Source organism: Microvirga brassicacearum (genome assembly GCF_008757455.1).
Classification (GTDB): Bacteria; Pseudomonadota; Alphaproteobacteria; order Rhizobiales; family Beijerinckiaceae; genus Microvirga; species Microvirga brassicacearum.
In genome coordinates this window covers 57884-83305 of record NZ_VCMV01000010.1, presented here as the reverse complement: position 1 = coordinate 83305, position 25422 = coordinate 57884, and the positions used below count along the sequence as shown (strand labels likewise).

At 64.8% G+C, this 25422-nt stretch carries 30 protein-coding genes; 15 read left to right on the top strand and 15 right to left on the bottom strand.

What is annotated here, in order from left to right; genetic code table 11:
- The first annotated feature begins 65 nt into the window (after positions 1 to 65).
- Positions 66 to 2069, top strand: coding sequence for a thioredoxin domain-containing protein (locus FEZ63_RS07205; protein WP_201274106.1), 2004 nt, complete (start codon positions 66 to 68; stop codon positions 2067 to 2069).
- A 285-nt stretch (positions 2070 to 2354) separates the two neighbouring features.
- Here FEZ63_RS07205 and rho read toward each other — a convergent pair whose 3' ends face one another.
- The 3 genes from rho to hemE all read right to left on the bottom strand — a co-directional run bounded on the left by rho (position 2355) and on the right by hemE (position 5452).
- On the bottom strand, positions 2355 to 3620 hold the full coding sequence (rho, locus tag FEZ63_RS07200; protein WP_150942960.1) for a transcription termination factor Rho: 1266 nt from the start codon (positions 3618 to 3620) through the stop codon (positions 2355 to 2357).
- 252 nt (positions 3621 to 3872) lie between these two features.
- Complete coding sequence (gene hemJ / locus FEZ63_RS07195) at positions 3873 to 4298, bottom strand: protoporphyrinogen oxidase HemJ (RefSeq protein WP_150942959.1); 426 nt, start codon at positions 4296 to 4298, stop codon at positions 3873 to 3875.
- A 119-nt stretch (positions 4299 to 4417) separates the two neighbouring features.
- Complete coding sequence (hemE, locus tag FEZ63_RS07190; protein ID WP_150942958.1) at positions 4418 to 5452, bottom strand: uroporphyrinogen decarboxylase; 1035 nt, start codon at positions 5450 to 5452, stop codon at positions 4418 to 4420.
- Positions 5453 to 5939: 487 nt separating this feature from the next.
- Between hemE and FEZ63_RS07185 the strand changes: the two genes are divergently transcribed.
- The 5 genes from FEZ63_RS07185 (at position 5940) to dnaQ (ending at position 9703) form a co-directional block, all read left to right on the top strand.
- Entirely contained in the window at positions 5940 to 6770 is an 831-nt protein-coding gene (locus FEZ63_RS07185) for a pyruvate, water dikinase regulatory protein (protein ID WP_150942957.1), read from the top strand.
- 5 nt (positions 6771 to 6775) lie between these two features.
- Positions 6776 to 7387, top strand: a complete 612-nt coding sequence (locus tag FEZ63_RS07180; RefSeq protein WP_150942956.1) for a Maf family protein — start codon at positions 6776 to 6778, stop codon at positions 7385 to 7387.
- A gap of 121 nt (positions 7388 to 7508) precedes the next feature.
- On the top strand, positions 7509 to 8357 hold the full coding sequence (locus tag FEZ63_RS07175) for a shikimate dehydrogenase (protein ID WP_150942955.1): 849 nt from the start codon (positions 7509 to 7511) through the stop codon (positions 8355 to 8357).
- A 10-nt stretch (positions 8358 to 8367) separates the two neighbouring features.
- Positions 8368 to 9000, top strand: coding sequence for a dephospho-CoA kinase (coaE, locus tag FEZ63_RS07170; RefSeq protein ID WP_150942954.1), 633 nt, complete (start codon positions 8368 to 8370; stop codon positions 8998 to 9000).
- Positions 8990 to 9703, top strand: coding sequence for a DNA polymerase III subunit epsilon (gene dnaQ, locus FEZ63_RS07165; RefSeq protein WP_150942953.1), 714 nt, complete (start codon positions 8990 to 8992; stop codon positions 9701 to 9703). Before coaE ends, dnaQ begins: the two co-directional genes overlap by 11 nt.
- A 36-nt stretch (positions 9704 to 9739) precedes the next feature.
- On the opposite strand, the gene secB is transcribed toward dnaQ, so the two are convergent.
- Positions 9740 to 10234 carry a protein-export chaperone SecB gene (gene secB / locus FEZ63_RS07160; protein WP_150942952.1) on the bottom strand — a complete coding sequence of 165 codons (495 nt, stop codon included), beginning with the start codon at positions 10232 to 10234 and terminating at the stop codon, positions 9740 to 9742.
- Positions 10235 to 10500: 266 nt separating this feature from the next.
- Here secB and FEZ63_RS07155 point away from each other — a divergent pair, with 266 nt between their 5' ends.
- The 5 genes from FEZ63_RS07155 to FEZ63_RS07135 all read left to right on the top strand — a co-directional run bounded on the left by FEZ63_RS07155 (position 10501) and on the right by FEZ63_RS07135 (position 14479).
- Entirely contained in the window at positions 10501 to 11226 is a 726-nt protein-coding gene (locus tag FEZ63_RS07155; RefSeq protein WP_150942951.1) for a Tim44/TimA family putative adaptor protein, read from the top strand.
- Positions 11223 to 12401: a murein transglycosylase A gene (gene mltA / locus FEZ63_RS07150; RefSeq protein WP_150942950.1), complete on the top strand. Its 1179-nt coding sequence runs from the start codon at positions 11223 to 11225 to the stop codon at positions 12399 to 12401. The genes FEZ63_RS07155 and mltA overlap by 4 nt, the downstream gene beginning before the upstream one ends.
- The gene (locus FEZ63_RS07145) at positions 12398 to 12955 is read left to right on the top strand and encodes a Smr/MutS family protein (protein WP_150942949.1); all 558 of its coding nucleotides are present in this window, start codon (positions 12398 to 12400) and stop codon (positions 12953 to 12955) included. The genes mltA and FEZ63_RS07145 overlap by 4 nt, the downstream gene beginning before the upstream one ends.
- 1 nt (position 12956) lies before the next feature.
- Positions 12957 to 13346: a helix-turn-helix domain-containing protein gene (locus FEZ63_RS07140; RefSeq protein WP_150942948.1), complete on the top strand. Its 390-nt coding sequence runs from the start codon at positions 12957 to 12959 to the stop codon at positions 13344 to 13346.
- Positions 13347 to 13477: 131 nt separating this feature from the next.
- Positions 13478 to 14479, top strand: coding sequence for an adenosine kinase (locus FEZ63_RS07135; protein ID WP_150942947.1), 1002 nt, complete (start codon positions 13478 to 13480; stop codon positions 14477 to 14479).
- Between the two features lie 18 nt (positions 14480 to 14497).
- On the opposite strand, the gene FEZ63_RS07130 is transcribed toward FEZ63_RS07135, so the two are convergent.
- A complete protein-coding gene (locus FEZ63_RS07130; protein WP_150942946.1) occupies positions 14498 to 14974 on the bottom strand; it encodes a YidH family protein in 477 nt (158 codons plus the stop codon).
- A gap of 121 nt (positions 14975 to 15095) precedes the next feature.
- Between FEZ63_RS07130 and FEZ63_RS07125 the strand changes: the two genes are divergently transcribed.
- The gene (locus FEZ63_RS07125; protein WP_150942945.1) at positions 15096 to 15443 is read left to right on the top strand and encodes a porin; all 348 of its coding nucleotides are present in this window, start codon (positions 15096 to 15098) and stop codon (positions 15441 to 15443) included.
- A 10-nt stretch (positions 15444 to 15453) separates the two neighbouring features.
- On the opposite strand, the gene coaA is transcribed toward FEZ63_RS07125, so the two are convergent.
- The 7 genes from coaA to hisB form a co-directional block, all read right to left on the bottom strand.
- On the bottom strand, positions 15454 to 16428 hold the full coding sequence (gene coaA, locus FEZ63_RS07120; RefSeq protein ID WP_150942944.1) for a type I pantothenate kinase: 975 nt from the start codon (positions 16426 to 16428) through the stop codon (positions 15454 to 15456).
- A gap of 20 nt (positions 16429 to 16448) precedes the next feature.
- Positions 16449 to 16769 carry a phosphoribosyl-ATP diphosphatase gene (locus FEZ63_RS07115; protein ID WP_150942943.1) on the bottom strand — a complete coding sequence of 107 codons (321 nt, stop codon included), beginning with the start codon at positions 16767 to 16769 and terminating at the stop codon, positions 16449 to 16451.
- 4 nt (positions 16770 to 16773) lie between these two features.
- Positions 16774 to 17577 (bottom strand): imidazole glycerol phosphate synthase subunit HisF, encoded by an 804-nt coding sequence (gene hisF / locus FEZ63_RS07110; protein ID WP_150942942.1) that lies wholly within the window; start codon positions 17575 to 17577, stop codon positions 16774 to 16776.
- Entirely contained in the window at positions 17577 to 18329 is a 753-nt protein-coding gene (gene hisA / locus FEZ63_RS07105) for a 1-(5-phosphoribosyl)-5-[(5-phosphoribosylamino)methylideneamino]imidazole-4-carboxamide isomerase (RefSeq protein ID WP_201274105.1), read from the bottom strand. The genes hisF and hisA overlap by 1 nt, the downstream gene beginning before the upstream one ends.
- Positions 18317 to 18967 carry an imidazole glycerol phosphate synthase subunit HisH gene (gene hisH / locus FEZ63_RS07100; RefSeq protein ID WP_150942940.1) on the bottom strand — a complete coding sequence of 217 codons (651 nt, stop codon included), beginning with the start codon at positions 18965 to 18967 and terminating at the stop codon, positions 18317 to 18319. Before hisH ends, hisA begins: the two co-directional genes overlap by 13 nt.
- A complete protein-coding gene (locus FEZ63_RS07095; RefSeq protein WP_244622685.1) occupies positions 18964 to 19500 on the bottom strand; it encodes a DUF2628 domain-containing protein in 537 nt (178 codons plus the stop codon). The genes hisH and FEZ63_RS07095 overlap by 4 nt, the downstream gene beginning before the upstream one ends.
- A gap of 65 nt (positions 19501 to 19565) precedes the next feature.
- A complete protein-coding gene (gene hisB / locus FEZ63_RS07090; protein ID WP_150942939.1) occupies positions 19566 to 20153 on the bottom strand; it encodes an imidazoleglycerol-phosphate dehydratase HisB in 588 nt (195 codons plus the stop codon).
- Between the two features lie 148 nt (positions 20154 to 20301).
- On the opposite strand from hisB, the gene hslV reads away from it, so the two are divergent.
- The 3 genes from hslV (at position 20302) to FEZ63_RS07075 (ending at position 22832) form a co-directional block, all read left to right on the top strand.
- On the top strand, positions 20302 to 20832 hold the full coding sequence (gene hslV / locus FEZ63_RS07085; RefSeq protein ID WP_150942981.1) for an ATP-dependent protease subunit HslV: 531 nt from the start codon (positions 20302 to 20304) through the stop codon (positions 20830 to 20832).
- Positions 20833 to 20856: 24 nt separating this feature from the next.
- A complete protein-coding gene (gene hslU / locus FEZ63_RS07080) occupies positions 20857 to 22167 on the top strand; it encodes an ATP-dependent protease ATPase subunit HslU (RefSeq protein WP_150942938.1) in 1311 nt (436 codons plus the stop codon).
- 167 nt (positions 22168 to 22334) lie between these two features.
- Positions 22335 to 22832, top strand: coding sequence for a BA14K family protein (locus FEZ63_RS07075; protein ID WP_244622684.1), 498 nt, complete (start codon positions 22335 to 22337; stop codon positions 22830 to 22832).
- Positions 22833 to 22914: 82 nt separating this feature from the next.
- Here the strand turns inward: FEZ63_RS07075 and FEZ63_RS07070 are convergent, their stop codons facing one another.
- From FEZ63_RS07070 to mbfA, 3 genes are all read right to left on the bottom strand, one after another.
- Entirely contained in the window at positions 22915 to 23265 is a 351-nt protein-coding gene (locus FEZ63_RS07070) for a RidA family protein (protein ID WP_150942937.1), read from the bottom strand.
- Positions 23266 to 23339: 74 nt separating this feature from the next.
- Positions 23340 to 23972 (bottom strand): pyridoxamine 5'-phosphate oxidase family protein, encoded by a 633-nt coding sequence (locus FEZ63_RS07065; protein WP_244622683.1) that lies wholly within the window; start codon positions 23970 to 23972, stop codon positions 23340 to 23342.
- Positions 23973 to 24038: 66 nt separating this feature from the next.
- Positions 24039 to 25022, bottom strand: a complete 984-nt coding sequence (gene mbfA / locus FEZ63_RS07060; RefSeq protein WP_150942935.1) for an iron exporter MbfA — start codon at positions 25020 to 25022, stop codon at positions 24039 to 24041.
- Positions 25023 to 25422: the final 400 nt, after the last annotated feature.

Sequence of the window (25422 nt, the reverse complement as noted above, 5' to 3'; positions counted from 1 at the left end):
AACGTTTGGTCCCGGCCAGCCTGCGGCTCGCCCATCGCGGTCCGCAAACGAGAAGGCGCACCATCATGAACCGCCTCCAACAGGCAAGCTCGCCCTATCTCCTCCAGCACCAGCACAACCCGGTCCACTGGTGGGAATGGGGTCCGGCGGCGCTGGCCGAAGCGCAGCGGCTGAACCGGCCGGTGCTGCTCTCGATCGGATACGCCGCCTGCCACTGGTGCCACGTGATGGCCCATGAGAGCTTCGAGGACGCGCGCGTCGCGCAGGTCATGAACGAGCTCTTCGTCAATATCAAGGTCGATCGGGAAGAGCGGCCGGACGTAGATCAGGTCTATATGAGCGCCCTGCACGCGCTGGGCGAACAGGGCGGCTGGCCGCTGACCATGTTCCTGACGGCGCAAGGCGAGCCGTTCTGGGGCGGCACCTATTTCCCCAAGGAGCCGCGATTCGGCCGGCCCGGCTTCGTCAGCGTGCTGCGGGAGATCGCGCGGATTCATCAGGCGGAGCCGGAGCGGGTTGTCCAGAACGCCCAGGCGCTGAAGGCGCATCTGACCCAAGCGACGCCAGCGGAAGGCAGCGCCCTCACCGCGTCCGAGCTGAACGATCTGGGTCGGCGCTTGTCCAGCGCCCTCGACCCAGTCCATGGGGGCCTTCCCGGCGCGCCGAAATTCCCCAACCCGCCGATCCTCGAATGCGTCTATCGCCATGCGCGCCGGAGCGGCGATGTCACCGCCCGCGAGCGTTTCCTGCTGTCGATGGAGCGGATGGCGCTCGGCGGTATTCATGACCACCTGGGCGGCGGCTTTGCCCGCTACGCCGTCGACGAACGCTGGCTGGTGCCGCATTTCGAAAAGATGCTCTACGACAACGCGCAGCTGCTCGAACTTTACGCGCTTGCCTTCGCGGAGAGCGGGCGCGCGCTTTTCCGCCATGCTGCCGAGGGGATCGTGGCGTGGCTCCGGCGCGAGATGGTGACGGCGGAGGGCGCCTTTGCGGCGAGCCTCGATGCCGATTCGGAGGGCGTCGAGGGGAAGTTCTACGTCTGGAATCTCGACGAGATCCGCGCGGTGCTGGGTGCGGACGCGACTGTCTTTGCCGCCGCCTATGACATTTCTTCGCACGGCAACTGGGAAGAGACCAACATCCCGAACCTGCTGATCACCGGGGAACTCCCGGCTGATCTCGACCAGCGCCTGGCGCCGATGCGCGAAAAGCTTCTCGCGCGAAGGGCATCGCGCATCCGGCCGGGGCTCGACGACAAGGTGCTGGCGGATTGGAACGGCCTGATGATAGCAAGCCTCGTACGCGCATCCTCCCTGCTCGATCGGCCGGACTGGATCGACTTGGCCGCGACGGCCTATCGTTTCATTGCCGAATCGATGAACCGGGACGGCCGGCTCGGGCATTCGTGGCGAGGCGGGTCGTTGATCTTTCCCGGCTTCGCACTCGATCACGCCGCCATGATGCGCGCCGCCCTGGCGCTATTCGAGACGACCGGCGAACCGCCTTATCTGGACGACGCGCAGTCCTGGAGCGAGACGCTCCGGCGGGACTTCACCGTCGCGGAGACCGGCACGCTGGCGATGACGTCGAGAGACGGGGATGCGCTCGTGGTCCGCCCGCAGCCGGTCCATGACGACGCGGTGCCGAACGCCAATGGGGTCTTTGCCGAGGCGCTCGTGCGCCTGGCGCAAATCACCGGACGCGACGAGGATCACCGGCGCGCCGAAGATGCGCTCGCGACGTTGACGGCGATGGCGCGCGCGAGCCCCTTCGGCCACACGTCGATCCTGAACGCGCTCGATCTGCACTTGCGCGGTCTCACCATCGTCATCACGGGGACGTCGAGTGACGCCCTGCGCGAGGCGGCGCTGCGGGTGCCATACACGGATCGAAGTGTGCAAGTGATGCGCGAGGGCGAGGTTCTCGACGCCCATCACCCGGCGCATGCGGCCGTCGCCGGCCACGAGCCGCAGGCTCTCATCTGCGCCGGCATGCACTGCTCCCTGCCCGTCCGCGATCGCGAGGCCTTCGCCCGGCAGGTCCGGGAGATGCTGTCGCCGGCGTGACCGGTCCGGAATGGAAATTGCCCGTGCGACCTTGGGTGTATCTCCACCCCATCCTGAGGGCCGCGTAGCGGCGTCTCGAAGGATCTCCAGTGGTCTCTGGAGACGCCTCGTCCTTCGAGACAGCGCTGTCGCGCTTCCTCAGGATGAGGCTCCGAGACAGACCTGGCGATTTCTTCCAGCTCGAGGCGCGCGAAAAGGGGCCGGCCGCACGACGCGCTCGCAACGAAAAACCCCGCCCTCGTTTGCCGGGGACGGGGTTGATAAACCGGACGCTATCGCGCTGCCTCAGGTGTTCATCGAATCGAAGAACTCGGCGTTCGATTTCGTCTGGCGCAGTTTGTCGAGCAGGAACTCGATCGCGTCGACCGTGCCCATCGGATTGAGGATGCGGCGGAGGACGTACATCTTCTTGAGCGTGTCGGAGGCCACCAGCAATTCCTCCTTGCGGGTGCCGGAGCGCGTGATGTCGATCGCCGGGAAGGTGCGCTTGTCCGAGACCTTGCGGTCGAGGATGATTTCCGAGTTGCCGGTGCCCTTGAACTCTTCGAAGATGACCTCGTCCATGCGCGAACCGGTATCGATGAGCGCGGTCGCGATGATGGTCAGCGAGCCGCCTTCCTCGATGTTGCGCGCCGCACCGAAGAAGCGCTTCGGACGCTGGAGGGCGTTGGCGTCGACACCGCCGGTCAGCACCTTGCCGGATGACGGCACGACGGTGTTGTAGGCGCGGCCCAGGCGGGTGATCGAATCGAGCAGGATAACCACGTCGCGTCCATGCTCGACGAGGCGCTTGGCCTTCTCGATCACCATTTCGGCGACCTGCACGTGGCGCGAAGCCGGTTCGTCGAAGGTCGAGGCCACGACCTCCCCCTTCACCGAGCGCTGCATGTCGGTCACTTCCTCCGGCCGCTCGTCGATGAGCAGGACGATGAGGTAGCAATCGGGATGGTTGGTGGTGATCGATTGCGCGACGTTCTGCATCAACACCGTCTTGCCGGTGCGCGGCGGCGCCACGATGAGGGCGCGCTGGCCTTTGCCGATCGGCGACACGATGTCGATGATGCGCGACGAGTAATCCTTGCGCGTCGGATCGTCGATTTCGAGCTTGAAGCGCTCGGTCGGGAAGAGCGGCGTCAGGTTGTCGAAATGAACCTTGTGGCGGATCTTCTCGGGATCCTCGAAATTGATGGTGTTGACCTTGAGCAGCGCGAAATAGCGCTCGCCCTCCTTGGGTCCGCGGATCGGCCCGTCGACGGTGTCGCCGGTGCGAAGGCCGAATTTCCGGATCTGGCTCGGCGACACGTAGATGTCGTCGGGACCGGAAAGATAGTTCGAATCCGCCGAACGCAGGAAGCCGAAGCCGTCCTGGAGCACTTCGACGACGCCAGCACCGATGATCTCGACCTCGCGGGTCGCCAGTTGCTTGAGGATGGCGAACATCAGTTCCTGCTTGCGCATGGTGCTGGCGTTCTCGACCTCGAGCTCCTCGGCAAAGGCGATGAGTTCGGTCGGAGTCTTGGATTTCAGGTCTTGTAGTTTGATTTCCCTCATGGGGGGAGCACTCTCGAAGGTGGGTGCGCGGGCAGGCAGAATCTGAACGCGGGAGAGATTAAAAGGAACGTTCGACAAGGCGCTCAGTTCACGACCGCGACTCGGAGAGAGTCTCTGGGGGCCGGGCAGCGCAACCTGTCTTTGAGGAAGGAGAATTGTTCTTTAGCCGCAAACGTTGCGCGCCTCAAGTCCCTTCACCCGAAGTTCCCGCAGGCGGGCGCGGGAGTCTCCGAATCGTGAGCGCAAACGGCCTCAAAACGGCTTCACGATGACCAGTATGACGATGAGAATCATCAGCACGGTCGGCACCTCGTTGATCATGCGGTAGAATTTGGCCGGGCGCGTATTCTGGTCGGCGGCGAAGATCTTCACGGTCTTGGACAGGAAGCCGTGCACGCCGCTCAACACGAGCACCAGCAGGATTTTGGCGTGCAGCCAGCCCGACGTGATCCATCCGCCCTGCCAGATCAGGATCAGGCCGAGCACCCAGGTGAGCGCCATGGCCGGATTGATGATCGCCTTCAGAAGCCGCCGCTCCATGATCTTGAAGGTGTCGGACTGGATCGACCCCTTCGGCGTCTCGCTGTGATAGACGAAAAGCCGCGGCAGGTAGAGCATGCCGGCCATCCAGCTGATGACCGCGATCACGTGGGCGGCTTTGATCCAGAGATAAACCATGTCGGCTCCCGGCGCCTCTAGTTCACGGTGAGATTTCACCGATTTGGGGCAATCTCACAAAACGTGAGCGATTCCAATCGATTGGAGCATGAGACCGCCCAAAAACACACTTTTCGGCCTCATGCTCTGACGCGAGCAATCAGTTGCGCCACGTGTTCGGTCGGGGTTTCGGGCAGGATGCCGTGTCCCAGGTTGAAGATATGCGGACGCCCGCGCACCGCGGCCAGAATATGATCGATGCCGCGATCGAGCGGCTCGCCCCCGGCGATCAGCGCCAGCGGATCGAGATTGCCCTGCGTGGCGATTCTGTCCGGCAGAGTCGGTAGAACACGCGCCGGGTCGAGCGTCCAGTCGAGCGCCAGCCCGTCGCCGACACCGGCCGCCGCGAAGCGGTGGAGATTGGTGCCGCCGCCGCGCACGAACACGATAACTTTGGCGCGCGGCCGTGCCGCTTTCAGGCCCTCGACCATGCGGCGGATCGGGTCGAGCGACAGCATGTCGAACAAGGCCGGGGGCAACGCGGACCCGAAACTCTCGAAGATCTGGACGGCTTCCGCACCGGCGTCGATCTGGCGGATCAGATAGGCGGTGGAGGCAACCACCAGCTTGTCGATCAGCGCCTGCATGAAAACCGGATCGCGGTAGGCGGTCAGTCGGGCGGGCGCCTGATCGGGCGTGCCCTTCCCGGCGATCATGTAGCTCGCCACCGTCCAGGGCGCGCCGCAGAAACCCAGAAGCGTGGTCTCCGGCGGCAGCGACGAGTGCAGGCGATCCAGCGTTTCGAAAACAGGGTCGAGTCGATCGAGCGGCATCTCGTCGGCAAGCCGCTTGAGATCGGCCATGGTGGTGACCGGATCGAGCTTGGGCCCTTCGTTCTCGACAAAACGGACGTCCTGCCCAAGCGCATGCGGGATCACCAGGATGTCGGAGAACATGATGGCGGCATCGAACCCGAACCGGCGGATCGGTTGCAGCGTCACCTCTTCGGCGAGACGCGGTGTGTAGCAGAGATCGAGGAACGAGCCCGCCCGTTTCCGGGTCTCCCGATATTCGGGAAGATAACGTCCGGCCTGACGCATGATCCAGATCGGCAGAGGCCAGACCGGCTCGCCATCGAGAACGCGGAGAATCGTTTTAGCGGGGCGTTGGTGCACAGGGCCTCTCTACGCATGATGCCGAAAAGTGTGAAGCGGTTTTCGGACGACATCATGCTCTGGGATGAGAATCGATCACGTTTTCATGGGTTGGGCCGCTTCGGTCCAGCCCATCCTGATCTAATAAAGAAAAGAGATTGATCTAGAATCTGTTGTTTCTCTTGGGCCGTGATTCACGACGCCGCAAGCCCGTCCACAACCCGTCCACATGGGTGCGGTCGTTAACCATCCGTTAACGAGTAAGGCAGGGGCGCCACAATCCTTGCCGAATTCTTAAAGCTTAACAAATCCCTAACGGGCCGTTGCGAGATTCGAGTCGAGGCGGTTTTGCTGATTCGTACCGGATTTTCCCAAAATGCCGGCGCGATCGACGCACATCGGACGGTGCTGTTGATGGATTGCCGAACGGCCCACAGGGCTCCGTGCTGGACCTTCCCGAACAAGCGCTCTATCCACACTTATCAACCCCTCATACAGGAGCCTGTTCGTGGGGCGCAGCTACTTCCATCTCCACCTGGTGTCGGATTCGACCGGCGAAACGCTGATCACCGTCGCGCGGGCGGCGGTCGCCCAATACGAAGGCATTGCCGCCATCGAACACGTCTACCCGCTGGTGCGCTCGACGACGCAGCTCGAGCGCGTGCTGTCGGAAATCGAGGCGGCGCCGGGGATCGTCCTCTACACGCTGGTCGAGCGCGATCTGGCGAGCAGGCTCGAAGAGGTCTGCCGCGCCACGAGCTCGCCTCACCTCTCGGTGCTCGAACCGGTCCATTCCCTGCTGCAATCCTATCTCGGTGCCGCCTCGACGGCCCGTCCGGGCGCGCAGCACATGCTGAATGCGGAATATTTCAAGCGCATTGACGCCATGAATTTCACGCTCCTGCACGATGACGGGCACCTGCCGCACGATCTCGAGGAAGCCGACGTGGTGCTGCTCGGCGTCAGCCGGACGTCGAAAACACCGACCGCGATCTATCTTGCCCATCGCGGCATGAAGACCGCCAATATCCCGCTCATTCCGGGCATGCCGCCGCCGGGCGTGCTCGAGACGACGCGCAAGCCGCTCATCGTCGGATTGGTGGCGAGCCCGGAACGCATCGTGCAGATCCGCCAGAACCGCCTCCTGTCGCTGAAAGCCGATGACGACACGGCCTATGTGGACCGGGACGCGGTGGCGGAGGAGATCGCGGCGTCGCGGCGGCTCTTTGCGCGCCATAACTGGCCGTCCATCGATGTGACCCGTCGCTCGATCGAGGAAACTGCGGCGGCCATTCTCGATCTTTACCGCGATCACCGCCTGCGCTTCATCGCCGAGTGACGCGCATGACGGCTCTCTGGACCGCCCCCGATCCCCTCATCCTGGCATCCACCAGCGCCACGCGGCGCGGCCTGCTGGAGCGCGCCGGTCTGCCGGTGGAAACGGAAAATCCGCGCATCGATGAGCGCCAGGTGGAGGAAGCATCGCGCATTGCCGCACCTGAGAGGCTTGCGGCGCGGCTTGCCGCCGAGAAGGCGCTGGCGGTGAGCCGGCGGCGACCCGGCCGGCTGGTGCTCGGGGCCGATCAGGTTCTCTCCTGCAACGGGCAGGTCTTTCATCGCCCCTACGACCGCGAAGCCGCGTTCCGGCAATTGCGCGATCTCGCAGGGCGCACCCACAGCCTCCACAGTGCCGGCTGCCTGGCGCGCGACGGCGAGCCGGTCACGTGGTTCTACGATGCGGCGCATCTTGCCATGCGGGCCCTGAGCGAGGATTCGCTCAATGCTTATCTGGACATCGCGGGCGAGCAGGCGCTGTCCGGCGTCGGCTGCTATCAGGTGGAAAATCTCGGCGTCCATCTGTTCGAGAAGATCGACGGGGATCACGCCACCATTCTGGGATTGCCGCTTCTTCCGCTGCTGGCGGCCCTGCGTCGTCTCGGCTGCCTCGCGTTCTAGAGCATGGTACGGAACGGTGTAGCGGCTTCGGACGACATCATGCTCCAATTCATGAAAATCGATCGCGTCCGATGCCTTTGGGCAGCTCGCCCAATGGCATCGTGATCCAGGAACCTGACGAATGACGAAAGCCTTCGTGGTCGGACACCCGATCCAGCATTCCCGCTCCCCGCTGATCCACGGCTACTGGCTTCGGCATTACGGGATCGAGGGTTCGTACGAGCGGATCGACGTGGCGCCCGCCGATTTTGCCGCCTTCCTCGAGTCGTTCGCAGCGCGGGGCTTCGCCGGCGGCAATGTGACGATCCCCCACAAGGAAGCGGCGTTCGCTGGCGTCGACCGGCGCACCCGACGCGCCGAACGGGTGCAGGCCGTCAACACCCTCTGGATCGAGGATGGCGTCCTCTGGGGCGACAATACCGATGTGGCGGGATTTGTGGATAACCTCGATCAAAACCTGGGGGAAAACTGGGTACAGAACGTGGATACGGCGCTGCTGATCGGGGCCGGGGGCGCTGCGCGCGCGGTGGTTGCGGGGCTGCAGGATCGCGCCTTGCGGCGCATCGTCGTCATCAACCGCACCGCTGCCAAAGCCGAGGAGATCGTGCGCGATTTCGCGCCGGTTGCCGGCCCTGCCATCGTCGCGGCGAACTGGCGGGATCTCGACCGGCTGGTCATTGAGGCGGGCCTGATCGTCAACAGCACTTCGCTGGGCATGGCGGGCCAGCCGCCGCTGGAAATCGATCTGACGAGCGCGCGCCGGGACGCCATCGTCACCGACATCGTCTATGTGCCGCTGAAGACGGCGTTGCTTCGCGAGGCGGAAAACCGGTCTTTGCGGATTGTCGGCGGTCTCGGCATGCTGTTGCATCAGGCAGTGCCGGGATTCGCGCGGTGGTTCAACGTGACGCCGGAGGTCACGCCCGAGCTGGAAGCGCTGATCGTCCGCGATATCGAGGCCGCCGCATGAGCCTGATCCTATGACGTTCATTCTCGGATTGACCGGCTCCATCGGCATGGGAAAATCCGCCACCGCGGGGATGTTTCGGGATCTCGGGATCCCGGTCCACGACGCCGATGCGGCGGTTCACGCGCTCTATCAGGGCCGGGCCGCGCCGCTCATCGACGCCGCCTTTCCGGGCACGGTGGTCGCGGGCGCCGTCGACCGCGCAAAACTCGGCGCCGCCGTGCTCGATGATGCCGATCGCTTGAAACAACTCGAAGCCATCATCCATCCGCTGGTGCGCGAGGAGGAAGAGGCTTTCCTGCGCCGCATCGCCGGTGCCGCGTCGCTCGTGGTGCTGGATATCCCGCTTCTGTTCGAGACCGGCGGCGAAAGCCGCTGCGACGCAGTGGTGGTGGTGACCGCGCCCGCGCTGATCCAGGCCCAACGCGTGCTGAGCCGGGCCGGAATGACCGAGGACAAGTTCAAGGGCATTCTGGACAAACAGATGCCGGACGCCGAAAAGCGCAGGCGGGCGCATTTTCTGGTGGATTCGAGTCGCGGCTTCCCTTCCGCTGAGGCGCAGGTTCGTTCCATTGTGGTCTGCCTGGCCGGCAGGCCGGGACGGAATCGGCGTCGATGCGGTGAGGTAAAGCCTGATGTTGCGTGAAATCGTCCTCGATACGGAAACGACCGGCATCGACCATGGCAAGGGCGACCGCGTCATCGAAATCGGCTGCGTCGAACTCGTCAATCACGTGCCGACGGGCAAATTTTATCACACCTACCTCAATCCGGAATATCCGGTGTCGCCGGGCGCGTTCGGCGTGCACGGATTGAGCAATGAATTCCTTGCCGACAAGCCGGTGTTTTCGGCGGTGATCGAGGAATTCGCGGCTTTCATCGGCGAGGGACGGCTGGTGATTCACAACGCGGCCTTCGATGTGGGCTTCCTCAACGCCGAATATGCGCGCCTCGGCCGTCAGGCGATTGTCCTGAACGATTGCGTCGACACCCTGTCGTTGGCGCGGCGCAAGCATCCCGGCGCGTCGAACAATCTCGATGCGCTCTGCTCGCGTTATGGCATCGACAATTCGCGGCGCACCAAGCACGGCGCGCTTCTTGATGCGGAAATTCTGGCCGAGGTCTATATCGAGCTGATCGGCGGCAAGCAGACCGGCCTCGACCTCACGGTCCGCCCGAGCATTCGCGGCATCCCGGTCCTTCAAACGGGAGCGGCCGCATCCCGGGAGATGCGGCCGCGTCCATTTCTCTCACGCCTGACGGATGCCGAGCGGGCGGCTCACCGCGCCTTCGTTGAAACGCTCGGCGCCGATACCCTGTGGGGCGCCTACATCGTCGAGGCGGAATAGCCGGTCATCGAGGCCGGAGGGGCCTCGACAATCAGGTCACGACAGGGTGACGCCGGCTTTGTTCTCGGTCTGCAACTCCGAGGCGCGCTGGCGATAGAGCGCCACGAAATCGATCGGATCGATGTAGAGCGGCGGGAAGCCGCCATTGCGCACGGCGTCGGCCACGATCTGCCGCGCGAACGGGAAGAGCAGGCGCGGGCACTCGATCATGACGACGGGATGGATCTGATCCGCCGGCACGTTCGCGACGCGGAAGATGCCCGAATAGGTCAGTTCGAACGCGAACAGCGTTTCGGTGCCGCCGACCTTGGCGCTGCCCTCGAGGGTGAGTTCGACTTCGAAATCCGCCTCGGCGAGCTGTTTGGCGTTGACGTTGACCTGCAGGTTGATCTGCGGGCCTTCGCTCTGCTGCTGCAGCGAGCGCGGCGCGTTGGGATTCTCGAATGAGAAATCCTTGCAATATTGTGCGAGGGCATTGAGCGCCGGCATGGCGTTCTCCTGCGCTCCGTTGGTTGCCGTGTTGTCGGCCATGTCTTCATGCTCCGAAGAGAGTAATCGGTCGCGCCCGTGTGGAGCGCTCGTGAACAAGCGTGTGTCGGCGACGGGCCGTGGATCTTCGCGCTACCATGTTCCCGCCGCAGGAACAAGATTCGGTCGCGACCTTCGCTTGTCCCGGCGAGAGGTGGATGTTACGACCCATGAGCCCCATATGCGCAGAACACCTTTTGTGCCCGGATCGCGGGCGATAGCCCGGCCACTCTCCGGGCCGGATCGGGAAGGCCGACAACGGATCGACGATGCAGGATTCCTTCGACATCACGACCCTCATATTCATCGTTCTGGCCGTCTTCGTCGTGTGGCGGCTGCGATCGGTGCTGGGGCAGAAGACGGGTAGCGAACAGCCGCCGCTCGATCCCATTTCCCGTCGGGAACCGCCCTTGCGCCCGAAGGCGCCGTCGGGCGAGCCGGACAACGTCGTGCGATTGCCGGGGGCCAACGGCGCCCATGCGGCCGGCGATGCGCCCGCGACCGCCGCTGAACGGTGGAAGGGCTTTGCCGAGCCGGGCACGCCGATGGCGCGGAATCTCGACGAGATCGCCCGCGCCGAACCGAACTTCGACGCCGCCACCTTCATCGAGGGCGCGCAAGCCGCCTACGAGATGATCGTCAGCGCGTTCGCGCAGGGCGACCGCAAGACGCTCAAGGATCTGCTGTCGAAAGAGGTCTATGAGGGCTTCGAGCGCGCCATCACTGAGCGCGAGCAGCGTGGCGAAAAGGTCGAGACCACCTTCGTGTCGGTCGACAAGGCCGAGATCACCGGCGTCGAGATCCAGGGCAAGACGGCCCAGCTCAGCCTTCGCTTCCTGTCGAAACTCATCACCGTGACGCGCGATGCCTCCGACAAGGTGGTGGATGGCAGCCCGGACGCGGTCGTCGACGTCACGGATGTGTGGACCTTCGAGCGTGTCCTCGGAAGCCGCGATCCGAACTGGAAGCTGGTCGCGACCGAAGCGGGGCAATGAACCATGCGGGGCCGATCCGTCTCGGCCTCCTCGGCTTCCTCTTCTGGGCATTGACCATGGCGGCGTTCGACCAGCCCTCGGCGCTGACGGGAAAAGCCCGCCTCGAACCCGTCTCGTTTGAGGACTTGGCCGGGTGGTCGCAGGACGATCACGGGCTGGCTTTCGCGACCTTCCTGCGAAGCTGCAAGGCGCTCGAGGCCAACGCCGCCGAATTGCGCCCGGCGCAGAAGCCCGGCTTCGACCTGACCGCGATCTGCCGCGGCGCCTCAAGCGCGAATATCTCGAGCGGCGCGGAGGCACGGCGTTTCTTCGAGACGCAGTTTCGGCCAATGCGCGTGGTGCCCGTGACCGGCGAGGGTTTTCTCACCGGCTATTACGAGCCCGAATTCCGGGGCTCGCGCCGTCCCGACGCCACCTATCGCGTCCCCTTGCTCGATCGGCCGGACGATCTCGTCACCGTGCCGCAGGGCGAAAAATTCCCCGGTCTGGATCCGGTCCTTCAGGCCGGCAGACGCAGCGCCAGGGGCTACGAGCCCTATCCGGACCGCGCCGCCATCGAGGACGGCGCGCTGGGCGGGCGGGCCAAACCGGTTGTCTATCTGCGCGAGCCGGGAGAAGCCTTCATCATTCACGTTCAAGGCTCCGCCCGCATTCGGCTTCAGGACGGGAGCGTAATGCGCGTCGCCTATGCGGGGCGCAACGGCCATCCCTACACGTCGATCGGCAAGCTGCTGGTGCAGCGCGGCGAAATGGACCTTGAGACCATGACGTTGGCGCGGCTGATGGGGTGGCTCCGGGATAATCCGGAGCCCGCCAAGGCGCTGATGCGGCAAAACCGCTCCTACATCTTCTTTCGCGAGGCGAGCGAACTTGCCCACGCTGAGGGGCCGATCGGCGGCGCTGGCATTCCCCTCACCCCGGGCCGCTCGTTGGCGGTCGATCGCAGCATCTGGGCCTACGGGCTGCCGATCTGGCTCGACGGAACGCTGCCGCACGCGCTCGACCGGAGCGAGCCTTTGCGCCGCCTGATGGTGGCGCAGGATACCGGTTCGGCCATTGTCGGACCGGCGCGGGGCGATTTTTTTGCCGGGACTGGACCGGGGGCCGGAGCGCAGGCCGGCTTGATGCGCCATAAAGTGGCGTTCGTCGTCCTGCAGCCCAAAGCCCGCCCATGACCCGACGCAAGCGGTCCCTGAGCGGCGAGGAGCGAAAGCTCTGGGCGCATGTGGCCCGCGGCGTCCGGCCCATGAAGGGCCGCGTTCTCCCGCTCGACCCGGTCTCACCCGACGCGCCCGCAAAGGAGCCGAAGCCGGAGCCGGTCCTGCGGCCCGCGCCCCTGCCGCTCGCCACCCCGAAGCCGAGCCTGCTTCCGCTCGCGCCCCTCGAACGCAAGACGATGATCGGCCTCAGGCGCGGCACGCGCAGCGTCGATGCGCGAATCGATCTCCACGGCATGCGCCAGAGCGAGGCTCATGAGGCGCTGTTGCGGTTCCTTTACCGGGCTCAGGGGCAGGGGCATGGCTTGGTGCTGGTGATCACCGGCAAGGGCGGCACCGGCCGCATCGGCGGCCTCTACGAGGAGCGCGGAATTCTGCGCCGGCTGGTGCCCCATTGGCTGGGGTTGCCGGAGCTGCGGGCGCTGGTCATCGGCTTCGAGGAGGCCGCCGCCCATCATGGTGGATCGGGTGCGCTTTATGTGAGGCTGCGCCGGAGGCGCGGGGCGGAATGACATGACCCCTTTTGGCGAAAAGGTACGACGGCTGCGCCGCGAGCGCGGCCTCCTGTTGAAGGACATGGCGGCGCATCTGGGCGTTTCGAGCGCCTATCTGTCGGCGCTGGAGCGCGGCGAGCGCGGCAAGCCGACCTGGGCGTTGATTCAAGGCACGCTGCAATATTTCCACATCATCTGGGATGAGGCCGACGAACTGGCCCGGCTCGCCGATATGTCGGATCCCCGGGTCAAGATCGAGACCGGCGGCACCCATCCGCGCGCCACCCTCTTCGCCAACCGGCTCGCCCGCGAAATCGGCACCTTGTCGGAAACCGAGATCGAAAAGCTGCTGGCGGTTCTCGACGATGCGCAGGAACGATCCCGGCGCTCCGCGCTTCCCACAGCCTGAATGATGATCCTTCGAGACGGCCTGCGGCCTCCTCAGGATGAGGTCCAGTGGAGGCGCGCTTCCACCGCCTGAGACTTGACCGGATCGTCAACGGGTGCGAAAGCGCGCTTCCTTCAACAGTCTGGTTGCTCATGTCCCATCATCGTATCGACGTGCTCACGCTCGGCAACGCCATCGTGGATGTTCTCGCCCATACCGACGAGGCGTTCCTGGTCAGGAAGAACGTCCACAAGGGCGCCATGCAGCTCATCGACGAGGCGCGGGCCGAGGAATTGTTCGGCGATATGGGCCCTGCGACCGTCATTTCGGGCGGCTCGGCGGCCAACACGGCGGCGGGCGTGGCGTCGCTGGGCGTCAAGGCGGGTTTCATCGGCAAGGTGAAGGACGACCAGACCGGCCATCATTTCGCCCACGACCTGAAAGCCATCGACGTCCATTACGACGTCGCCTTGGCCAAGGACGGGCCGGCCACGGCCCGCAGCTTCATTCTGGTGACGCCCGACGGCGAGCGCACCATGAACACCTATCTGGGCGCCTGCCAGAACCTGACCCCGGACGATGTGAATCCCGAGACCGTTCGCGCGTCTTCGATCGTCTATCTCGAAGGCTATCTGTGGGACCCGCCGGCCGCCAAGGAAGCGTTCCGCAAGGCCGTCAAGATCGCCCACCAGGCCGGCAACAAGGTCGCGCTGACGCTCTCCGACCCCTTCTGCGTCGATCGTTATCGGGACGAGTTCCTCGGCCTCATCCGCGACGGCAGCCTCGATATCCTGTTCGCCAATATCCACGAATTGCAAAGCCTCTATGGCGCCTCCGATCCCGACACGGCACTCGCGGCCCTGCGGGAGGAGAACATCCTCGGCGTCGTCACCCGTTCGGCCGAGGGGGCGCTGGTCGTGACCCGCAGCGAAACCCGCGCCGTTCCGGCTTTCCCGGTCGAGCGCGTGATCGACACCACCGGCGCAGGCGACCTGTTCGCATCCGGCTTCCTCGCCGGACTGACTCAAGATCTCGACCTCGTCTCCTGCGCGCGCCTCGGCGGTCTCGCCGCCGCCGAAGTGATCAGCCACCTCGGCGCTCGGCCGCAGACGAATTTGCGCGATCTCGCGCGGCAGGAAGGGCTTCTGGGCTGACCATCGCTTCCCGGCCCCTCAGCCGCCTGTCCGCCCGAACCAGATGCTGAGCAAGGCCGCCAGCGCGACGACCACCAGGAAACCGTTCATCCCCACGAGCAGGAGGGGCGGGATCCGCCGCACATCGGGCATGGGCGGCGGCGCGCCGGCGAAGACCTGCCGCCAGACCGCCGCCGCGAAGCAGAATCCGCTGAAGATCACCAGCAGCGTACCGGTGGCGACGATCATCCACTCCGGCACCACTCCGGCGAGAAGGCTTTTGGCGCCGATGCCCGAGGCAAGCGCCCCCAGACCGGTGCGGACCCAGGCCGCATAGGTGCGCTCGGCGGCAAAGACCGTCCGGTCGGCGGCAAGCTCGGTTCTTCGATCCGCGCTGTCCTTGGTGACCTCGGCCGCGACGGCGGTTCGCTCGGCCGCCTCCTCGGTGTGTTCCGCGGCCTGCTCGGCGTGATCGGCGCTGCGCTTCAGTTCCGCTTCGCCCTGTTGCGTCGCCATGATGCCTCCATCGATCATCGTTGAGGCAAAACGCGCGGAGGGCGGATTTTGATCGGCCGCCGCGGAGTTGCGCAAGCGCATGGCTTCCGGCTAGGCTTGGCGCGAAATCGAGGCTTGGCCCATGGCAAGCAACCTTCTGTCGATCGGCGTCCTGGCGCTCGCGGTGCTGGCGCAGAGCGTTCCGGTGCCGGCTGCCGAATTGCTGGCAAGGAATGCCGCGGCGGTTGAACCAAACCGCGCCTGCACCAGCCAGGGAGCCGGGTTCTTCTCCATCCCAGGGTCCGAGACCTGCCTGCGGGTCAGCGGTCGGGTGCGTTCGGATTACCGGGTTGTGCAGCCGCGCACGCGCTCTGAAGGTTCGAGCGGTTTTCGCACCGGCGCCCGGGTGCAGCTCGATGCCCGCACGCCGACGCCCTATGGGACGTTGCGGACGGTGGTCCGCTACGACACGCGCGGGATGCGCAACTGAAGCGCGGCGCTCACAGCCGCCTGAGCGCGACCGCCTCGATCCGGTGGCTCGCGCCCTTCTTCAGGATCAGGCTCGCGCGCTGGCGCGTCGGCACAATATTTTCGCGCAGGTTGGTGAGGTTGATGCGGTTCCACAGGCCCTCGGCCGTGGCGATCGCCTCTTCCTCGGGGATTTCCGCATAGCGGCGGAAATACGAGAGCGGGTCGCGAAACGCCGTGTGGCGCAGGCGCAGGAAGCGGTTGACATACCAGCGGTGCAGATCCGCCTCGTCGGCATCGATATAGACCGAGAAATCGAAGAAGTCGGACACGAACGGGATCGCCATGCCGTCCTTCGGCATGCGCGCCGGCTGCAGCACGTTGAGCCCTTCGACGATGAGGATATCCGGCAGGTCGACGATCTTCTCCTCGCCCGGCACCACGTCATAGACGAGATGCGAATAGAGCGGCGCCCTCACATTGCGCCGGCCCGCCTTGATGTCGGCGAGGAAGCGCAGCAGCGCGCCGGTATCATAGCTCTCCGGAAAACCTTTCCGCTCCATCAGCCCGAGCCGGTCGAGCTCGGCATTGGGCAAAAGGAAACCATCGGTGGTGACGAGATCGACCTTCGGTGTGTTGGGCCAGCGCGCCAGCAGCGCCTTGAGAACGCGCGCGGTGGTGGATTTGCCCACCGCGACCGAGCCGGCGACGCCGATGATGTAGGGCACCTTGGCGTCGTTCTCGGCCAGCAGGAAGCGCTGCGTCGCCCGGAACAGCCCCTGGGTCGCTGCCACATAAAGCGACAGCAGGCGCGAGAGCGGCAGATAGATCGCCGCCACTTCGTCGAGGGAGATCGGATCGTTGAGGGATTGCAGCTGCAACACCTCTTCGGCTGTCAGCGTCATCGGCGTGTCGGCGCGCAGCTTTGCCCATTCGTCGCGCGAAAAGCGCCGGTAGGGAGAGAGCCCGTCGCCGTTTTCCGCCGACACCACGTTTCGCTGGTCCATGAGAGGCGCCTTCCCGGCCGTCAAAGCTTGCGCGCGGCCTTTTCGGCCAATCCCGATCGCCCGGTGCGCCGCTCGAGTTCCGCCATCACATCACTTAACGGAATGCGCGCACCCTGCAAGACGACGAGAAGATGATATAGCACATCGGCGGCCTCGGCCGTGAGATTCGCCCGGTCGCCGGAAATCGCCGCGATGACGGCCTCCACCGCCTCCTCGCCCAATTTCTTCGCTGCCTTCGCGGGACCGTCGGCCAAAAGCTTCGCCGTATAGGATTCGGCAGCCGGTGCGGAGGCGCGCTCGGCGACGATACGGGCGAGGTCGTCGAGGGTGAAGGCGGTCATCGGATTATCCTGCTGTTGCGACAGGCGCGGTCGTTGGATCCAACCGCACGCGCAGCCCCGCCGCCGCCATATGCTGCTTCGCCTCGCTGATGCTGTGCGTGCCGAAATGGAAGATCGAGGCGGCCAGCACCGCGCTGGCATGGCCGTCGCGGATCCCGGCCACCAGGTGATCGAGATTGCCGACGCCGCCCGAGGCGATGACCGGTACGGACACCGCACCGGAGATGGCGCGCACCAATGCCAGGTCATAGCCGCCCTTGGTGCCGTCGCGGTCCATGGAGGTCACGAGCAATTCGCCCGCGCCGAGCTCGGCTACTTGCCGGGCGAACGCGACGGCGTCGAGGCCGGTGGCCTTGCGACCGCCATGGGTGAAGATCTCCCAGCTTTCCGGCTCGCCTGAAGCCGACACCTTCTTGGCGTCGATCGCCACGACGATGCATTGGCTGCCGAACTTTTCCGCCGCCTCGCGCACGAATTCAGGATTGGCCACGGCCGCGGTGTTGATCGACACCTTGTCGGCTCCGGCGAGAAGCAGCTTGCGGATATCGTCTACCGTGCGAACGCCGCCGCCGACGGTGAGCGGCATGAAGCACGCTTCAGCCGTGCGCCGCACCACATCGAACAGGATGCCGCGTGCCTCGACGCTCGCGGTGATATCGAGAAAGCAGAGTTCGTCGGCACCCGCCGCGTCATAGGCCTTGGCGGCCTCCACCGGATCGCCCGCATCCACCAGATCGACGAATTGCACGCCCTTGACGACGCGGCCGTCCTTGACATCAAGGCAGGGGATGAGGCGGACCTTGAGCATCAGGCCGTCTCCCGCCGGATGGAGCGCAGCAGCGCCAGCGCCTGATCGGGATCGATGCGGCCGTCATAGAGCGCGCGGCCCGAAATGGCGCCGCCGAGGATCGCGCAATCCGCTTGCGTCAACCGCTCGATATCGGCCATGGAGGCAAGCCCGCCCGAGGCGATGACGGGGATTTTCACCGCGCGCGCCAGCGCCAGCGTCATCGGAATGTTGAGCCCTTTGAGAATGCCGTCGCGGGCAATGTCCGTGTAGATGATCGCTGCGACCCCTGCATCCTCGAAGCGGCGGCCAAGCTCTTCGGCGGTGAGCGTCGAAGTCTGCGCCCAGCCCTCGACCGCCACCAGACCGTCCTTGGCATCGATGCCGACCGCGACCTTGCCCGGATGCAGCCGCGCCGCCTCACGCACGAAGGCCGGGTCGCGCACCGCCGCGGTGCCGATGATGACACGGGAAACGCCCTTGGCGAGCCAGCCCTCGACGGTCTTCATGTCGCGAATGCCGCCGCCGAGCTGCACTGGAATGCGAATGCGCCGGAGGATGGCTTCCACTGCTGCCGCATTCATCGGCTTGCCGGCGAAAGCCCCGTCGAGATCGACTACGTGCAGCCATTCGAAACCCTGGCTTTCGAAGGCGGCGGCTTGGGCTGCCGGGTCGTCGCTGAACACGGTCGCCTGGTCCATGTCGCCCTGGATGAGACGGACGCAGCGGCCTTCCTTCAGGTCGATGGCTGGAAAGAGAATCACGGGCGCCACCTCAGGAAATTGGCAATGAGCTTGAGACCGAGAGCCTGGCTTTTCTCGGGGTGGAATTGCGTGCCGGCCATGTTGTCCTTCGCGACGAGCGCCGTCACCGCGCCGCCGTAATCGACGGTCGCCACCACATCGGCGGGCTCCTTCGCCTCCAGCGCAAAGGAATGGACGAAATAGGCATGCAGCCCGTCATCGCCGGTTGAGATGCCGTCGAGGAGCGGGTGCGGGCGGTGCTGGCGCAGGTTGTTCCAGCCCATATGGGGAATCTTCAGGGCCGGATCGTTAGGTGCGATGGCCTTCACGTCGCCCGGAATCCAGTCGAGCCCTTCGCTCGTCACATGTTCGAGCCCGCGCGTCGCCATCAACTGCATGCCGACGCAGATGCCGAGGAATGGCCGGCCGCCTTCGCGCACGCTGCGGGTCAGCGCTTCCACCATGCCCGGCACGGCATCAAGCCCGCGCCGGCAATCGGCGAATGCGCCGACGCCCGGCAGCACGATGCGATCCGCCGCGGCGACGCGTGCGGGATCCGCCGTGACGGTGATCGTCTCGTTCAATCCGGCTTCGCGCGCGGCACGTTCGAAGGCTTTGGCGGCCGAGTGCAGATTGCCCGAGCCGTAATCGACGATAGCGACGTTCACCGGAAGCGCTCCGGGTCGGGGAAGAGGCCGAGCACCGGTTCGCCGGTGGGCCGCGGCCGCACGGCCGGTCCTGCGGGGCGCGGCAGTGGCGCGGTGCGTGCCAGCCAGCGGGCGTAGGACTTGGCCTCCGCCTCATCCTGGTCCGGCGCGCTCACCACATCGAAAGCGGGCAGGCCGCGCCGGGTCAGCGTCCAACGGCGCAACGAATTGGCCTCGAGGCCAATCAGCCAACACAGCAGCACCTGCGCGACGAAGGCCGCCAACGGATAAATGTCGAGCACCGACATCAGGCCGTTCAGCGTCACGACGGCAATCAGCACCAGAAGGCCGGCAATCCAGCATCGATGATAGAAGAACCACAGGGCGGTGAAGAAGAAAGCGCCCCACGAAAACGCGTCCTTCACGACCTCGGCCCGCTCCAATGCGCCCGGATCACCGGGGCGCGCATCGCGCGGCAGATGCAGGGTAAAACTGGCCATCGGCGATTGTCCTTCGGGGTATTCCGGGAAAGCGCCGGCGAGCGGCGTTCTCACAGGAAGACTCATATCATCAAAACCCGGATCGCTTCTGCGGGATTCCCGGGTCGCGATGAAAAACGCTACAGCGTGCCCTTGGTGGAGGGAACGCGGCCTCCCTCTTTCGGGTCCACCGCGACGGCGCGACGCAGCACCCGCGCCAGGCCCTTGAAGCAGCTCTCGGCAATATGATGCGAATTGGCGCCGTAGAGCGTCTCCACATGCAGGGTCACGCCCGCCTGAATGGCGAAGGCCTGGAAGAATTCGCGCACCAGCTCGGTGTCGAAAGCGCCGATCTTCTCGGTCGGAAACGTGGTGTTGAACACAAGGAACGGCCGGCCCGAAATATCGAGCGAAACGCGCGTCAGCGTCTCGTCCATGGGCATGTGGATGTCGGCGTAGCGCGCGATGCCCTTCTTGTCGCCGAGCGCCTGGGCGAAGGCCTGGCCGAGGGCGATGCCGGTATCTTCCGTCGTGTGATGCTGGTCCACATGCAGGTCGCCCGTCACCTTCACGGTGACGTCGAACAGGCCGTGACGGGCGAAGAGCTCGAGCATGTGGTCGAGGAAGCCCACGCCAGTCGCGATCTCGGCCTTGCCGATGCCGTCGAGGGCGATCGACACGTTGACGTCGGTTTCGGCGGTGCGGCGGCTGACGCTCGCTTCACGCATCGGAAAATCCTTGGCAGACACATTGAGAAGACGGCGCGTTCTAACAAGACCCGCGACGAAACGCTACCCGCGTTGCTTTTGCATGATGAATGCTTAAGTCAGGATCGTCCCTTTCGGAGTTTGCCGCTTGTCCGACGCCCCTCCCACCATGCATGCCACCACCATCCTGATGATCCGCAAAGGCGGCCGCGTCGTCATCGGCGGCGACGGTCAGGTCAGCCTCGGCCAGACCATCGTCAAGGGCAATGCCAGAAAAGTGCGACGCCTGAGCAAGGGCGAGGTCATCGGCGGCTTCGCGGGCTCGACGGCCGATGCCTTCACGCTGTTCGAGCGCCTCGAGGCCAAGCTCGAACAATATCCGGGCCAGCTCACCCGCGCCTGCGTCGAGCTCACCAAGGATTGGCGCACCGACCGCTACTTACGCCGGCTCGAGGCGATGATGCTGGTGGCCGACAAGCAGGTCGGGCTGCTGCTGTCCGGCTCCGGTGACGTGCTGGAGCCCGAAGGCGGCATCATGGCGATCGGCTCCGGGGGTAATTACGCGCTGGCGGCTGCCCGGGCACTGTCGGATTCAGGCATGGATGCCGAGGCGATGGTGCGCCGCTCTCTCGGCATCGCCGCGGAAATCTGCGTCTATACGAACGGCAACATCGTCATCGAGACGCTCGACGAAAAATAACTCCCATCTGGGCCAAGACAGATCATGACCTCCTTCTCTCCCCGTGAAATCGTCTCCGAACTCGACCGCTATATCGTTGGCCAGAACGACGCCAAGCGCGCCGTCGCCATCGCGTTGCGCAACCGCTGGCGGCGCCAGCAGCTCGAAGGGGCGTTGCGCGAGGAAGTGGCGCCGAAAAACATCCTGATGATCGGGCCCACAGGCTGCGGCAAGACCGAGATTTCGCGCCGGCTGGCGCGGCTCGCCAATGCGCCGTTCCTGAAGGTGGAGGCGACGAAGTTCACCGAAGTCGGCTATGTGGGCCGCGACGTGGAGCAGATCATCCGCGACCTCGTCGAGATCGGAATCGGCCTTGTGAAGGAAGATCGGCGCCGCCAGGTCGAGGCGAAAGCGCATCTCGCAGCCGAGGAGCGGGTGCTCGATGCGCTGGTGGGAACGACCGCGAGTGCCGCGACCCGCGATTCGTTTCGTCGCAAGCTGCGCGCCAACGAACTCGACGACAAGGAAATCGAGATCGAGGTGCAGCAAAGCGGCGGCCAGGGCCTGCCGATGTTCGAGATTCCCGGCATGCCCGGCGCCTCGATGGGCGCGATCAACCTTGGCGACATGTTCGGCAAGGCCTTCGGCGGCCGCACCAAGGCCCGCCGCACCACCGTGGTCGATGCCTATGCGCCCCTGCTGGCAGAGGAAGCCGACAAGCTGATCGACCAGGATGCGATCGTGCAGGACGCAATCAGCCAGGTGGAGAATAACGGCATCGTGTTTCTCGATGAGATCGACAAGATCTGCGCCCGGGAAGGTCGTGGCGGCGCCGATGTCTCGCGCGAAGGCGTTCAGCGCGATCTGCTGCCGCTAATCGAGGGCACGACCGTTGCGACCAAGCACGGCGCGGTCAAGACCGACCACATCCTGTTCATCGCCTCGGGCGCGTTCCATGTGTCGAAACCCTCCGACCTGCTGCCCGAATTGCAGGGGCGCCTGCCGATTCGCGTCGAATTGGCGTCGCTGACGGTGGAGGATTTCAAGCGCATCCTCACCGAGACGGAGGCGAGCCTGATCAAGCAGACGGTGGCGCTGATGCGTACCGAAGGCATGGAGTTGATCTTCACCGACGATTCCATCGATGCGCTGGCCGAAGTCGCCGTGCAGGTAAACAATTCGGTCGAGAATATCGGGGCGCGGCGCCTGCAGACGGTGCTCGAGCGGGTGCTCGACGAGATTTCATTCACGGCGCCCGACCGTTCCGGCGAGACCATGACCATCAACGGCGCCTATGTGCGCGGCGAGGTGGAGAGCCTGGCCAAGAACACGGATCTGAGCCGGTTTATCCTCTAGAATTCGAGCATCTGTCAGCGCTCAAACCGCACGGCCGAAGGTTCGGCCAATCCGCTCCCTCGCTGAAGAGCCAAGGGACTCACATCAGCGCGAGGCGGGTGATTTTGCGCCGCAGCGCGGAACGTCTCCGGGCAATTTGAGTTCGGTCAGCATGGAAGGAGTTTCCCATGCGTAAGATGATAGTGGCTGTTGCTGCCACCGGGGCTTTGGCCGCGGGAGCGTTCTTCGCCGATACGAGGCCGGTCGAGGCGCAGAGCGCAACCTTCACCGCCCCGCTGGCGGCACTTCAGAATGACGAATTGCAAACAACCTACGCGCAATACCGAGGCCGGGGAGGCTACCGTGGCGCTTATCGCGGCGGCTATGGCGGTGCATATCGCGGCGGTCCGCGTTATGGCTATGCGCGTCCGTATTACGGTCGGCCCTATTACGGCTATCGCCGGGGCTACAATTACGGCGGCGCGGCTGCGGCCGGCGCCCTCGGGTTGGCGACCGGCGCGATCATCGGCGGCGCCATTGCGCAGCAGCAGGCAGCGCCCGTCTACGCGGCGCCGGCCTACGGAGCGAACAGCTCGGTTGCCTATTGCGCGCAGCGGTACAGATCCTATGACCCCGGCAGCGGCACCTATCTGGGATATGACGGGCTGAGACACCCCTGCCCGTAAAGCACCTGTGGTACAAAGTCGAAAGCGGGCCCATCGCGGGCCCGCTTTTTTGTGTCGCGACGGATTTGTTGATGTCGTCGGGTTACTTGGCGGCGATGACCGCGATCTCGACCTTGTACTGAGGCGCCGCGAGCTTCGCCTCGACGGTGGCGCGGGCCGGGGTGTTGCCCTGGGGCACCCAGGAATCCCAAACCGCGTTCATCTCCGTGAACGTCGCCATGTCGGTGATCCAGATATTGACCATCAGCAGCTTGGTCTTGTCGGTGCCGGCCTCAGCCAGCAGCCCGTCGATGATCGACAGGATGTCCTTGGTCTGCTCAGTGACGCTCTGGCCGGCCGCATTCTGGGCGACCTGACCCGCCAGGTAGACGGTGTTGCCGTGGACGACGGCGCCGCTCATGCGCGGGCCGGGCTTGATGCGTTGAATGGTCATGGTTTCCTCAAGAAGTGACACGAAAGGGACCCTGCTTTGTCACGGGCGACTCGCCCAAGGTCAAGGGCAGACGATCAATAGAGCGTCTTGCTGACCCGCTCCGGCAGCGCGCGGTCATATTCCGTGCCGCCAAGTTGGTTTTTGCTCAACGCTGCCAGCATTTCGCCCGCGCTCGGGAGAGATTCGCGCGCCACCTGTGTCTCCGGCTTCCACAATTGCGAACGCACGATCGCGCGGGAGCATTGGAAGAAAACCGTCTCGACCGCGATGACCAGAACGGTCTTCGGCGGCTTTTCCGCCACGGCGAAACTCGCCAGCAATTGCGGATCGGTCGAGATCGCCGCGCGGCCATTCACGCGCAGGGTCTCGCCGATGCCGGGGATCAGGAACAGCAGCGCCACGCGCGGATCGTGCAGAATATTGCGTAACGAATCGATGCGGTTGTTGCCGCGTCTATCGGGCAGCAGCAGGGTCTTGTCGTCCGCCACGCGCACGAATCCCGGCCCGTCGCCGCGCGGTGAGCAATCGAGCCCTTCGGGACCGCTGGTCGCCAGGGTGGCAAAGGGTGCCGCCTCGATGAAGGCGCGGTAGACCGGCACCACGCGATCCGTTTCCTTGACAAGCGAGGCCTCGACGGCGCCGCCGTAGAGCGCTTCGAGATCGGCAAGATGCGTGATGAGGTTCGTGTTTGACGCGGGATTCTGCAAGCCGGGCTCGTTTCGGGCTGAAAGGGTCATCCGCTTGTAGCGGCGCGGCGCAGGTTTGGCGATCCGCTACGCATTGCCGATGAGCACGCCCGCCGCAAAAACCAGCGACCCGCCGAGCACCACCTGGAACGCGGCGCGCAGGAAGGGCGTGTCCATGTAGCGGTTCTGGATGAACGCGATCGCCCAGAGCTCGACGAAGACGACGGCGATCGCCACCGTGGTGGCGGTCCAGAAATGCGGGATGAGATAGGGCAGCGCGTGGCCGAGCCCGCCGATCGCCGTCATGATGCCGGAGGCGAGCCCCCGTTTGACCGGCGAACCGCGCCCGGACAACTTGCCGTCGTCATGGGCCGCTTCCGTGAACCCCATGGAAATGCCGGCGCCGACGGAGGCCGACAATCCGACCAGAAAGGTCTGCCAGGTATCCTGGGTGGCGAAGGCGGCGGCAAAAATCGGCGCCAGGGTCGAGACCGACCCGTCCATCAGGCCCGCAAGACCCGGCTGGATATAGGTGAGAATGCGTTGGCGCCGTTCCGTCTGGCGCTCGTCGTCCTTCACGGATTCGGGCGTGTGGGTCAGGCCGAGCTGGCGCGCGAGCGATTGATGCCCCTGCTCGGCCGCCGCGAGATCGCCCAGCAGCTTGCGGGTCGACGCATCGGTCGTGCGCTTGGCTGCTTCCATATAGAAGCGATGCGCCTGTTCCTCCATGTCTTCGGCGGCCGCGCGCACCTTTTCAATCCCCAGCGGCCGCACGAGCCAATCCGGTTTGCGCTCGTAATAACCGCGCACATGCTCGCGCCGGATCAGCGGAATGGTATCGCCGAAGCGCCGCCGATGCGCCTCGATCAGCGCGGTCCGGTGCCGGTCCTCCTCATCGGCCATGTCGTCGAAGACCTTGGCGGATTGCGGAAACGAGTCGCGCAAACCGGCCGCATAAGCCCGATAAATCCGCCCGTCATCCTCCTCGGACGAGATGGCGAGCGCAAGGATCTCCTGCTCGGAGAGGGAATCGAAGGGACGTCGGGAGAAGCCGAAGACGCGGGAGAGCATGGGGACGAACCAGACTAATGCGCCTTCTGAATTTCGGGCTACGCATAATGTCTTTCAAAAGGCGAACAGGGTGTTCGGCTAATGACCAAACAGTTGTGAAAGACAAATCTCGTCCGAGAGGCGGAGCTTAGTAGCTCAATTTGAGTTTAGGATCGGCGTCTGCAGCCTTTTGGAGAGCGGGCTCTAAAGCCAAAACGTAGTCTCTGAAATCCGCAACGTAACGCTCAGCGAGCTGCCTGTTAACATTCTCAGTCAGATTTGTAGGTTCCTCAAGGCGAGACGGCACTATTCGGGACATTTCCTCAGCCAACCAACGCATGTCAACCTGCAGGTGCATGGCCATAACAACTCTCCCAAATTGCTGTATTCTTATAGCCGAATCAGTCTAGCACCTCAGCGA

Excerpts from the sequence above, each read along its gene's own strand:
- FEZ63_RS07070 (WP_150942937.1), bottom strand. The coding sequence starts at position 23,265 with ATGACCATTCAACGCATCAAGCCCGGCCCGCGCATGAGCGGCGCCGTC.
- mbfA (WP_150942935.1), bottom strand. The coding sequence starts at position 25,022 with ATGCTCTCCCGCGTCTTCGGCTTCTCCCGACGTCCCTTCGATTCCCTC.
- FEZ63_RS07075 (WP_244622684.1), top strand. The coding sequence starts at position 22,335 with ATGCGTAAGATGATAGTGGCTGTTGCTGCCACCGGGGCTTTGGCCGCG.
- FEZ63_RS07125 (WP_150942945.1), top strand. The coding sequence starts at position 15,096 with ATGGCAAGCAACCTTCTGTCGATCGGCGTCCTGGCGCTCGCGGTGCTG.
- FEZ63_RS07130 (WP_150942946.1), bottom strand. The coding sequence starts at position 14,974 with ATGGCGACGCAACAGGGCGAAGCGGAACTGAAGCGCAGCGCCGATCAC.
- mltA (WP_150942950.1), top strand. The coding sequence starts at position 11,223 with ATGAACCATGCGGGGCCGATCCGTCTCGGCCTCCTCGGCTTCCTCTTC.
- FEZ63_RS07135 (WP_150942947.1), top strand. The coding sequence starts at position 13,478 with ATGTCCCATCATCGTATCGACGTGCTCACGCTCGGCAACGCCATCGTG.
- FEZ63_RS07175 (WP_150942955.1), top strand. The coding sequence starts at position 7,509 with ATGACGAAAGCCTTCGTGGTCGGACACCCGATCCAGCATTCCCGCTCC.
- FEZ63_RS07205 (WP_201274106.1), top strand. The coding sequence starts at position 66 with ATGAACCGCCTCCAACAGGCAAGCTCGCCCTATCTCCTCCAGCACCAG.
- FEZ63_RS07155 (WP_150942951.1), top strand. The coding sequence starts at position 10,501 with ATGCAGGATTCCTTCGACATCACGACCCTCATATTCATCGTTCTGGCC.
- FEZ63_RS07140 (WP_150942948.1), top strand. The coding sequence starts at position 12,957 with ATGACCCCTTTTGGCGAAAAGGTACGACGGCTGCGCCGCGAGCGCGGC.
- hisB (WP_150942939.1), bottom strand. The coding sequence starts at position 20,153 with ATGCGTGAAGCGAGCGTCAGCCGCCGCACCGCCGAAACCGACGTCAAC.
- rho (WP_150942960.1), bottom strand. The coding sequence starts at position 3,620 with ATGAGGGAAATCAAACTACAAGACCTGAAATCCAAGACTCCGACCGAA.
- coaE (WP_150942954.1), top strand. The coding sequence starts at position 8,368 with ATGACGTTCATTCTCGGATTGACCGGCTCCATCGGCATGGGAAAATCC.
- secB (WP_150942952.1), bottom strand. The coding sequence starts at position 10,234 with ATGGCCGACAACACGGCAACCAACGGAGCGCAGGAGAACGCCATGCCG.
- hslU (WP_150942938.1), top strand. The coding sequence starts at position 20,857 with ATGACCTCCTTCTCTCCCCGTGAAATCGTCTCCGAACTCGACCGCTAT.
- coaA (WP_150942944.1), bottom strand. The coding sequence starts at position 16,428 with ATGGACCAGCGAAACGTGGTGTCGGCGGAAAACGGCGACGGGCTCTCT.
- dnaQ (WP_150942953.1), top strand. The coding sequence starts at position 8,990 with ATGTTGCGTGAAATCGTCCTCGATACGGAAACGACCGGCATCGACCAT.
- FEZ63_RS07145 (WP_150942949.1), top strand. The coding sequence starts at position 12,398 with ATGACCCGACGCAAGCGGTCCCTGAGCGGCGAGGAGCGAAAGCTCTGG.
- hslV (WP_150942981.1), top strand. The coding sequence starts at position 20,302 with ATGCATGCCACCACCATCCTGATGATCCGCAAAGGCGGCCGCGTCGTC.
- FEZ63_RS07180 (WP_150942956.1), top strand. The coding sequence starts at position 6,776 with ATGACGGCTCTCTGGACCGCCCCCGATCCCCTCATCCTGGCATCCACC.
- hemJ (WP_150942959.1), bottom strand. The coding sequence starts at position 4,298 with ATGGTTTATCTCTGGATCAAAGCCGCCCACGTGATCGCGGTCATCAGC.
- hisF (WP_150942942.1), bottom strand. The coding sequence starts at position 17,577 with ATGCTCAAGGTCCGCCTCATCCCCTGCCTTGATGTCAAGGACGGCCGC.
- FEZ63_RS07115 (WP_150942943.1), bottom strand. The coding sequence starts at position 16,769 with ATGACCGCCTTCACCCTCGACGACCTCGCCCGTATCGTCGCCGAGCGC.